Here is a 10,640-nt window from a genome sequence, read left to right as displayed (position 1 = left end):
TAAGGGCGTATTGTTTAGGCTACAAGATGCTTGCTCTCACTCTTTGAAGAGGATATTAAAGATATAGTAGTAAGGTAAGCGACAAATCCAATAACCATCCCTATCGCTAGCGTTAAGTACCCAAATTGTGCTGGAAAAGAATCCATAATATTTCCAATCACAAATGAGAAAATAATTTGCATGATTGTAGACAATGATAGCCAGACCGACATTGATCTACCAAAATGCTCTTTGGCAGTAAATTCCATCAGGACTGAACTTAGCGTAATTTTGAGGAATGTGTTGCTCAGACCCAGCAGGAAGTACAATAAATAAAGCCCCAGGATAAATGTATTGAAGAATAATAAAAGTAGTACAATAGATGCTGTTGTAAATAATATGACTACCATCTTCTGACGTTTTACCTTTTTCAAGACTTCGCCGACAATCAAGCCTGATAGAAATGCCCCGATTCCATATGTCATATCTGAAATTCCCAAGGCAACAGTCGTTCCATGCAGATGATCTTTGATATACCCCGGTAGAGCCACATTAGTAGATACGGCAATTACAGAAGGCACCATTGAAAGAACACCAAGAACAAATAGAACTTTATTAGCCTTCAAATACCGAAATCCGTTGGCAAATTGAGTGAAGAATCCAGATGCCCTGTCTGTTACAGTTAGTGCTTTATATTTAATATTAAGAAGCAGTATAGCTCCCAGAAGGTAGGTGCTCACATCAATTAGTAGAATTCCTGAAAGACCTAACCATTTGTAGATAAAACCGCTGGCCCCCCCCGCCAGAAAGGTTCCGATTTGCAGGCTAATTTCAAGAGCCGAATTACCCTCGACAATATCATTCTGCTCAAGAAGTTCATGAACCAGGCTTCTGGAAGCAGGCATGTATAGTCCCCAGCCAAAACCACTGACAATGGCAATCATGAAGAGCATTATCATATTATCCTTGTCCAGATACAAAAGGCCGGCAATCAACAGTATAAGCAGACCACGAAACAAATTGGAGAACAACAGAATGTTTTTTCTGTTATAACGATCAGCCAGTGTACCTGCAAAAATGAATGCGATTAAACCAGCAAATAAATTCAATCCCATAAATGTACCCACATTTGAATTTTTTGAAGTTTGATCGATGATATACCAGTTAATGCCGATAAAACTCATTCCGGTGCCTAAGCCAGAGATAATATCTGCCAAGAAATAGTTGGTGAAATTGCGATTACGTTTTAATAAATTCAACATTTTCAGATAGCTCCTCAATAAATATTTTGTAATCTGTTTCCCGTATATGCTTGAAAGGATTGCGAAAATAATCGGAATACATCACTTTTAAGATAGGTTTGCTCTGTACCCTTTAATAGATTATGGCCTGCTTCATAGATAAGCATTTCATACTCACCTCTAGTTTTATATCGCCAAAGACTCATTTCATTTAGATTCAGCGTTTTATCCTGATTTCCAAGAAAAATAGAAAGATTGGCAAGGATTATGGCAGTTTCGGATTTGGATTTATATGAATCCAAAAGTTCAAGATCTTTTCGAACGACAGGTAAAAAAGACTCTCGGAATTCCGGGTTTTGAAAAAAGCTTCCTTGCTCATAATCCAGACTGATCAAATATTGTATCAATTCCTCATCACTGTATGTATGTTTCCCTCGTCGATGTGCATTGAACTTATTTTTAAGAATAAGAGGAGAACAGTTCGCTATTCCTACCCAGCACACCATTGAATCCTTTACTGCTTCCAAGATCCGGGCAATTTCGAACGCCATGAGTCCTCCCATACTTTGGCCGAAAAGGCCGACGGGCAACATATCAGCATCCTCGTGTATGAATGAGGATATTTCCTGAAGATACTCTTCCAGCGTAGTGTCATTAAAGTCAAACGGATAGATACGGTTAGGTAACTCGATGGCTTGTATATCAAATATTGAAGTTTCAGGAATCCCCCTCCGCCAACTCTGAAAATTCAATGAAGATCCTCCGGCATGGGAGAACAAATACAGTTTAGCTTTGGGTTGTTGTACCTTATTTAGCTTAATGCATTTCATTATTATTCCTCCTGCTAGGACAATACGGAAGGTCGCACGTTCCCCAATTGAGATGCGAAAGCCGCAACCGTAATATCCCCGGATAGAATATCCTGCGGAATCTCACATTCGAACGCTTCTCCAATCCAATTTAGCAACTGAACCAGTTTTAATGAATTAAAGCCCAGATCGTATAGATCTTCCAGCGGAGAGGAGATTGCAATCCCCATCTTATTTTGGATAAGGCTCATTAATTCCTGCTCAACTAAACTATTGATATCATCCCGGACAAAGCTTGAGTCATCATTGATATCATCCATGAGCTTATACTGTACGCTTGCCTTATTGCTGATAACAGGTTCGCACAAATCATGAAAGGCAATATCCCAGTTGCTTTCTTGCACAGCCAGTTCACTAAGTATTCCTGTTAGGCTTTCCGACATATCCTTAATTAAGCCGTCAGGATATAAACCTGAAGCATGATTCCAATAACACCAAAAGGAACCATCCGGATTTTCTCCCATGCCTGGGTGTAATTGAAGTTGCGGTAAGGACAGCTGTTGGAAGGCGATCTCGGATGTAATCTCTCCAATCTCGCTGTTATCCGGAAATGCTTCCATTTTTGTCTTATGCTCAAACAATAGGGTAAGCATCACCGGGCATTGGGAATGGGAGCCGGACTTCCGCATCCGATGCAAATCTCTTAATACCAGATGTCCCGGATAGAAACGGTTTTGCATCGCTTCAATCAGCTGATCACGGCCCTTTAAGCAATAATCAGTAAAGGTTGCCGCTTCAAAATCAAAAGGAAAAGGAACCATTTGAACAAAGCATCCCAGAATATCCTCAGCCTGCTCATGCATATCGAAGCGGTTAAAACTGATAAGCCCCATTAAAAAGTCCTGCGATTTAGCGAAATTACGCAAAACATAAGCGAACGCAATAGTAGCAACGATTGACGGGGTTATGCTCTTCCGGTTGGCAAAGGACTTAATTTTTCCCCAATCCGCTGCAGATAGCTTAGAGAGAAATGCATCTTTTGGCGTTTGGGTGCCCGGCCGGACTTTGCTGATGGTCGGCAACTGAAGAGGCTGTGGAAATTTTGGAGTCCTTGTCTCCCAATAGGCCTTGGACCTCTGAAAAAACACCGATTTATACGCATCGTTGGAAGCTTTCACGTAATCCCTAAAGGAAAATTTTAATTCAGGAAACTCCTTATTGGGGTCTTTCAGAATCTCAAAAAATTCATTGGTTATTACAAGCCGGCTTGGAAAATCGTAGATGAACAAATCCATCCTCCAGCACAAAACCAGTGTATCTTCTGGAAGAATAAGAACAACCAAGTCAAACAACGGCCATTGATTAACGTTTCCTGGTTTAAATACAAGGAATTTATGTTCTTCTTGTACAAGCTTCTCTATTTCAAGCGGAGAGTGTTGCCGTAAATCCTTTCTGACCGCATTAAATGGAGGAACCTCCCGCAAAACCTGCTGCTCCTTACTATTGACCATTTGTATGCGAAGTGCGTCGTGGCGCGCAATCAGCTTTTGAAATGCATTATCTATTCGGTCTATGAATTCAACGTCCGCATTCTGGAATACAAAAGATTGGTAGCAGTTAGATCCGGCGGTCATGTCAAAATATCCTGATCTCCCCATTAGATGAACCTGTTGGCTGCTGCACAGTTCAAATGGTTCAAACCTGCTGTCAGGATCTAAAGAAATGTCCAGAAAAGGATCCTCCACAACATCCTTGTGCTGCAATAGTTGTTCTTCTCCTTTGCGGAGCAAAAGTTTGGCAAGCTTCAATTTATCCGAGGCTGACATAGTAGTATTCACAATTTAATCCCCTTTCATAGTGATTCACCTTGATTAATCCAATACTGCAAGTTCTAGTTCTCCTTCAGACATCCCCTCAACAAAAGAAGCCAACATATAATTTGACAATTCGGTAATGGTTTTATTGTTGAAAAGACCTGTAAGATTAATATCCAGCCCTAACGTATTTCTAAGCTTGGAAACCACACGGATCGCTGACAAAGACCCCATACCGTAATCCAACAGATTTCCAATCACACTAATTTCTTCGACTCCCAGTACAGTAGAAATCACATCGTGTATAGCCTGTTCCAACTCGTTTTGCGGTCTTATCATTGCTACATGACTTACCGCTTTAATTGGCGAGAACTGCGGCAAAGCTTTCCGGTCAGTTTTACCACTTGGATTTAACGGAAACTCACTAAGCAACAATAGTTGCTCAGGAATCATGTAAGCCGGCAGACTGTTAGAAATATGACGTAATATATCTTCCTCATTTAAGGAGTTAGACGAATCTCTGACTAGAATATGTGCACCTAATGAATTACCTCCAGCATTGTTTCTGTAGATAGACACCAGCGCTTCCTTCACTGCAGGATGGGAACGCACAGCTTCTTCAATCTCACCTAATTCGATACGTTGGCCATTGATTTTGACCTGATGATCCATTCTTCCTAAAAATTCAATTTCGCCGGACTCGGTATATCTGCCTAAGTCCCCCGTTCTATAAAGCATGCCGCCATTTTCCAGGAAAATATCCTCGATAAATTTCTCTTTGTTCAACTCGTCACGATTAAAGTATCCAGCGCCGACCTGCACACCGCCAATTAGAATTTCTCCCGGAATACCTTTCGGAACAATATTTAACATGGCGTCAACCAAATACATTTGTGTATTGGCAACTGGATATCCAATTGGAACAAAAGTTGATTCATCGTTTGGATTACATCTCCAGTATGTGACTACGACAGCAGTTTCTGCTGGTCCGTATAGATTACTCAATTGGGCATTCATTTTCTGATAAAAGTGTTTTTCATGCTCTTTCGTTAGTGCTTCGCCAATGCAGATCACATGTTTTAAGGAATTGATCTTCTCAATCAACGGCTCTTCCAGAAAAATAGAAAGCATGGAAGGAACAAAATGTACAAGGGTAACTGCTTCCTTCTTAATCAATTCCGCCAGGTAAGCCGTATCCTTATGTCCTTCGGGTTCCGTAATAATAACTCTGGCTCCGCTCATCAGAGGCTGAAATATTTCGCACAAAGATACGTCAAAGCTGAAAGGCGTTTTCTGGAGAACGCTGTCTTGTTCGCCTAAATGATAATTTTCATTCATCCAAAGCATAAAGTTGCTTATCGCGCAGTGCCGGTTAATGGCTCCTTTAGGCTTGCCCGTAGAACCAGATGTATAAATCATATAAGCATAGTTGACACTATCTATAGACACATCCGGATTAATGTCCGGCATTCCGGCGAATTGCTCCCGTTCACTATCAAGACAAATAATAGAAATATCATCTGCAGGTAGAACACCTATAGAAGACTGGTCACTGAGCAGGAGCCTGATCTTTGAATCCTCGAGCATATGCAACAATCGGCCTTCCGGATAAGAAGGATCAATGGGCACGTAAGCCGCACCTGCTTTAAGAATTCCATAAATGCCTTCAAACATGGCGAAAGAACGATTAAGCGCAATCCCGACAAAGTCGTTAGCCTTGATACCTTTTCCGATCAAGAAGTGCGCGATCTGATTGGCATTTCGGTTCAGTTGAGAATAAGTCATGGAATCCTCGCCATACTTTAAGGCAATCGCATCAGGAGTACGTTTGACTTGTTCTTCAAACCAATGTTGCAGCGGATGCGACAAATCATAAGGAGCGTATGAACGATTAAAGCTATACAACAGTTCTCCGCTTTCTTCTGGAGATAATATTGAACCCGAAAAAATAGGGGTGTCGCAATCTTCCGCCATTTCATACAGAATCCTTTCATAATAACCTGCCAGGTTTTTAATCCGCTGCTCATCATAAAATTCAGGATGATATCTTAAGTATGCTAGAAGGTTACTGGAATTTCCATCCAGCGAAAAGGCAGCCATTAAAGAAAAATTGGTTTTTTCATAGAGAATCTGATCAATAACTTTTACATTAGATAATTCGTCTATTTGTGTGGTGGTGTGAAAATTAGTAAAGTTGAAAATAGTATCTGTAAGTGTATCCTTCTTAGTTGCAGCAAGAATTTGTGCAAAAGGATATCTTCTTGCCTTGATCTGGGAAACTTCTTCGTTAATTACTCTGGAAATCATTTCACGATAGCTCTCCTGTTGCAGCTTTAATCTGATAGGGAGTGTATTCAGGAATAACCCCAAAACATTTTCCCCATCCGTTTCTTCAAGACGACCATGGCTTACATGTCCAGTCAGCACATCTTGGGTACCACACGCAGCTCCCAAGGCTCTTAAGTGGGCTGTCATTAACAATGTTTTAAGAGGAACACGAAGGTCTCCGGATAAGCGCGAAAGCTTTACAAAAGTTTCTTGAGTAATTATGATTTTCTCCATTTTTAATCCATGGTCATTTTCTGTAACTTCCGCTAAGCGTTTCGATGTAGGCAGCGTGGTTACCTCCGAGTCCTCCAAATATCTCCTGAAATAAGACGTTAGTTCCTCGTCATCGGTACTCTCCCGTTCCTTCTTTATAAATTCTCCGTATGTCGACTTAAGATTTGATCGGGTTCTAATCTTCTCATTCATCAACAAATCAGAAAAATTCTCCAGGACCTCAATCAAAAGCTTCCCAATACTCCATCCGTCCAGAATGGAATGATGGAAACTCAATGTCAGTTGAAAGGATTGTTCAGAACGCTTCATTAGAAAAACTCTTATTAGCTGAGAAGTTTCCAGAATGAAACGCTGATTCTTCTCAGTATCAACAAATGCCTGTAAAAAACCTTCCTGTTCTTGCAAGGACAGTCCGGAGATATCTTGATCCTCACCGAATACTTCTCCCGTCTTCTCCAACACCATTTGAAGCGGTTCACTGTATTCACTTAGCTGTACAATGGTTCGAAGCACAGGATGCCTATCAACCATCCTATAAAATGCCTGTTTAAAATCCGCAAACCGAGGAGATGCCTGAATGTGATAACTGAACACGTCATGATACGTTGAATTTTGTCTTCCAAACTCACTGTGATAAATCATTCCCTGTTGAAGTACGGATAAGGGGTAAGCATCTATAATACCTTCCGGTAAATCAGCTTTATCTTTCTTTGATAAGAGTGAGAACGGGGTGTATCCTCCCATCTCTATCCGGTCCCTGCTAAGTGAAGCATGTGTGGCGAGTTCTTGAACCGTTTGATAGCGGAATATATCAGACACTTCAAAATGCAAGCCCGCTTCCTTAGCCTTAGCCACAATCTGCAAGGCTACTATAGAATCTCCACCGACATCAAAGAAGCCATTCGTGATTCCGATTGCAGGAAGTGACAATACCTCTTGATATACATTGCATAATATTTGTTCAATTTCACTTGTCGGCGGCTGAAAGTCTATGAGTTCTTTGGAAATACTTAAGTCGATTGTCGGAAACATCATAAAATCAATTTTCCCGTTTGGGGTTAAAGGAAATTCACTCATAAATATGAAAAATGAAGGAATCATATATTCGGGTAAATTACTGGATACATGTTGCTTTAATTCTTCTCTCAGCTTCTTCTCCTCAGCTTTATGAGTCACATAAGCTATAATCGCTTTGCCTTCGCGGTGATTTACTGCTTTTACCAAAACGTTGTTCACTAAAGGATTCTGAGCAATAACTGACTCAATTTCTCCAAGTTCAATACGGAACCCGCGAATTTTCACCTGATTATCGTTTCTTCCCAGGAATTCAATCGAACCATCGGAGTTATAGCGCGCAAGATCTCCGGTTCTGTATAATTTCGCGCCATCTTCTTTAGAAATAAAATTATCCAGGAACTTTTCTTTGGTGAGCTCGGGTTTACCATAATAGCCTTTGCCTACTTGTACACCACCAATATATAGTTCACCTGGTACTCTCTCTGGAACTGGCATGAAATTGGAGTCCAGAATATAAAGCTGGGTGTTGGCTACTGGAAATCCTATTGGGACGGAATTCATGCTTGTATCCGCTGTGCATGTCCATGCCGATACATCCACTGCCGCTTCAGTAGGTCCATACAGATTAATAAGCATGGATTTCTCAAAAGCATTTAAAAATTTAGCAGCTGTTTTCTGAGGCAACGCTTCCCCGCTGCAGAAGACTTTTCTGACTGATGCAAATCGGCTGGTGTCTATTTCTTTTAGAAATGCTTCCAACATTGAAGGAACAAAATGAAGGACGGAAATTTTTTCACTGTGAATCACATTCAATAGATATGAGGTATCTTTGTGAAGTTGAGGCTCAGCTATTATAAGCTTTGCACCAACCATTAGTGGCAAGAACAATTCCCATACGGACACATCAAAGCTGTATGGAGTCTTTTGAAGAAAAATATCATGCTCATTTAAATCATAATCATCCCTCATCCATAACAACCTGTTTGCCACCGCAGCATGGTGAACGATAGCCCCTTTGGGCTGGCCTGTTGAACCTGATGTGTAAATCATATAACAGTTATCCATAGGACTGAATTCAACCGGCATCAATTGATCTGAGCAATGGTTGATATTATACCAATTTGAATCTAATACAATTGATGGTTTGTCATTTGGAAGTGAGATTAAATCATAGGTATCATCGTCTAAAACCATGATGTCAGAGGAGGAATCCTCCAGTAAATAATGCAGCCGTTCTCGAGGATAATCCGGATCAATCGGAACATATACCGCCCCTCTCTTGATTGTACCCAGCAAAGCAACAATCAGAGCCAGAGATCTATACATGCAGATACTTACAAAATCCCCCTTAGATACACCTTCTTCAGCTAAACGGTTTGCCATTTGATTAGATAGATTCTCCAGTTGCTGATATGTAAGCGTCTGATTTTTAAACTTAACTGCTACCTCATCCGGTTTTCTTTTACTTTGTTCTTGGATATAAGAATAGATCGGAATGCTTAAGTCGTAATCGAAAAACGTATTGTTTCTTTCGTAGATTATTTCTCTGATCTCATTTTCTTCCATAAGGTGTAGCTTGGATAAATTTTCATTTGGACTAGAAATAATTTGATCCAACAATACACCGAACCGCTTCATAAATCCTTCAATTGTTTTTTGTTTAAATAAAGAGGACGAATATTCCCAATGCTCTTCAAATCCGTCAGGGGTGTCAACAATAGTCAGTGTTATGTCAAACTTAGAGGAGGTTGAGGATAACGGTTTAGAGAAGACATCGATATAAGGCAGCACTAACGGCTTTGGTTGCTCATGAAATACAAACATTGTCTGAAAAAGGGGAGTATAGCTAGTGCTGCGTTCTACCTTTAAAGCATCAATTAACTTATCGAAGGGAACCTCTCCGTTAGCCGCGGCATCCAGTACTCTATCTCTGACTTCTAAAATTAATTGTTTAAACGTCAAATCTTGTTCGAAATTTGTAGCAATTGCAACGGTATCAGCGAACATTCCAATAATATCTTGTGTTTCTGCATTCTTTCTGGCTGTAACCGGGGTTCCGACAGCAAACCGCTTTTGATTAGAATACTTAAATAAAAAAAGCTGAAATGCAGCCATCAGAGTCATATAAGAACTGACTCCAGAGTCTTTTCCGATTTTTTGAATAGCCTCTTTTACTTTCAGGCCTCTGTTGATAATTAAAGTGTGACCTTCGCTTTTTCTAAGGGTTTTCCTATTGAAGTCAAACGGAAGCTCCAGAAGATGGGAAACATCACTAAATTCCTCTACCCAATAATCTAATTGCTTCTTAAACCGGGTTTCTTGAATAGTATTTCTTTGCCAAAGTGAATAATCAGCATATTGAACCTTTAATTCCGGTAGCGAAAGCTCCTGTTCTGATATATATTGACTGTACAATATCCCTAACTCATCAAGAAATATCTGAATGGATCTGTTATCTGAAATAATATGGTGGATGCATAAGCATAAATAGTGCAATTGGTCTTCCAGGCGCACAAGAATCAATCTTGCCAGGGGGCCTTTGGTAAGATTGAACGATTGATTGAATTTCTCTTCCAACAATTTTGTTGCCTGCTCTTCTTTATCAAAAGAATCAATTGTTCTTAAATCATACATTTCCAGTGGAACTCTCTTATCGCTATCTACTATCTGTGTTACTTTTGAACCGGTTAAACTAAAGGTGGTTCTCAGGGATTCATGTCTTTTTGAAAGATATTCAACACCTGCTTCCAATGCATCCCGGTTCAATTTCCCTTTGAGGATAAGGGCACCTCCAATGTTGTAGGTGCTGGAGTTTTTCTCAAATTGATCGAGAAAAAATAATCGCTGCTGCGCAAATGAAGAATAGAAATTATTAGAAGTTCCTTCTCTTTTCTGAGCCACAATGGAACCAATCGGATTTTCGGCATGTCTCTGTTTTCTTCGTTCGATAATATCATTTAGTTTTAATTGTTTGTCCTGATCCGTTAGCTTGTTCATACAAAACACCTCTTCCACTTGAAATAAAACAGTTAGCTTCAGTTGCCATGAAGACTAATCACGAATATTATGATTCTTCTAAAATCATTTTTTAAATATTATCCAATATATTATTACTAAAAATGTTTTTTCACTTTTTTATTGTTTTAAGCCATTCATTCCTCTGATATTGAAGCTGAGAAATGTTCTAGTAGTAACCATCAAACAGAGTTCCTACGGCT

The 10,640-nt window shown here is 40.0% G+C and carries 4 protein-coding genes; all 4 read right to left on the bottom strand.

Annotated elements, in window-relative coordinates; all coding sequences use genetic code 11:
• Positions 1–14: 14 nt before the first annotated feature.
• From GC101_RS08535 to GC101_RS08520, 4 genes are read right to left on the bottom strand one after another with little or no spacing between them, the layout of a single operon-like run.
• Positions 15–1,241, bottom strand: a complete 1,227-nt coding sequence (locus tag GC101_RS08535; RefSeq protein ID WP_171716874.1) for an MFS transporter — start codon at positions 1,239–1,241, stop codon at positions 15–17.
• 14 nt (positions 1,242–1,255) lie between these two features.
• Positions 1,256–2,050 (bottom strand): thioesterase II family protein, encoded by a 795-nt coding sequence (locus GC101_RS08530; protein WP_171716873.1) that lies wholly within the window; start codon positions 2,048–2,050, stop codon positions 1,256–1,258.
• A 14-nt stretch (positions 2,051–2,064) separates the two neighbouring features.
• The gene (locus GC101_RS08525) at positions 2,065–3,867 is read right to left on the bottom strand and encodes a condensation domain-containing protein (RefSeq protein WP_171716872.1); all 1,803 of its coding nucleotides are present in this window, start codon (positions 3,865–3,867) and stop codon (positions 2,065–2,067) included.
• A gap of 33 nt (positions 3,868–3,900) precedes the next feature.
• Entirely contained in the window at positions 3,901–10,419 is a 6,519-nt protein-coding gene (locus GC101_RS08520) for a non-ribosomal peptide synthetase (protein WP_171716871.1), read from the bottom strand.
• Positions 10,420–10,640 lie beyond the last annotated feature (221 nt).

The organism is Paenibacillus phytohabitans, assembly GCF_013141775.1.
Classification (GTDB): domain Bacteria; phylum Bacillota; class Bacilli; order Paenibacillales; family Paenibacillaceae; genus Paenibacillus_AQ; species Paenibacillus_AQ phytohabitans.
The sequence above is the reverse complement of the archived record's forward strand: the minus strand, read 5'-3'. Positions and strand labels throughout refer to the sequence as shown.

What these genes read in the sequence shown, in the direction of transcription:
- GC101_RS08530 (WP_171716873.1), bottom strand. Translation starts at nt 2,050, where the DNA reads ATGAAATGCATTAAGCTAAATAAGGTACAACAACCCAAAGCTAAACTG.
- GC101_RS08520 (WP_171716871.1), bottom strand. Translation starts at nt 10,419, where the DNA reads ATGAACAAGCTAACGGATCAGGACAAACAATTAAAACTAAATGATATT.
- GC101_RS08535 (WP_171716874.1), bottom strand. Translation starts at nt 1,241, where the DNA reads ATGTTGAATTTATTAAAACGTAATCGCAATTTCACCAACTATTTCTTG.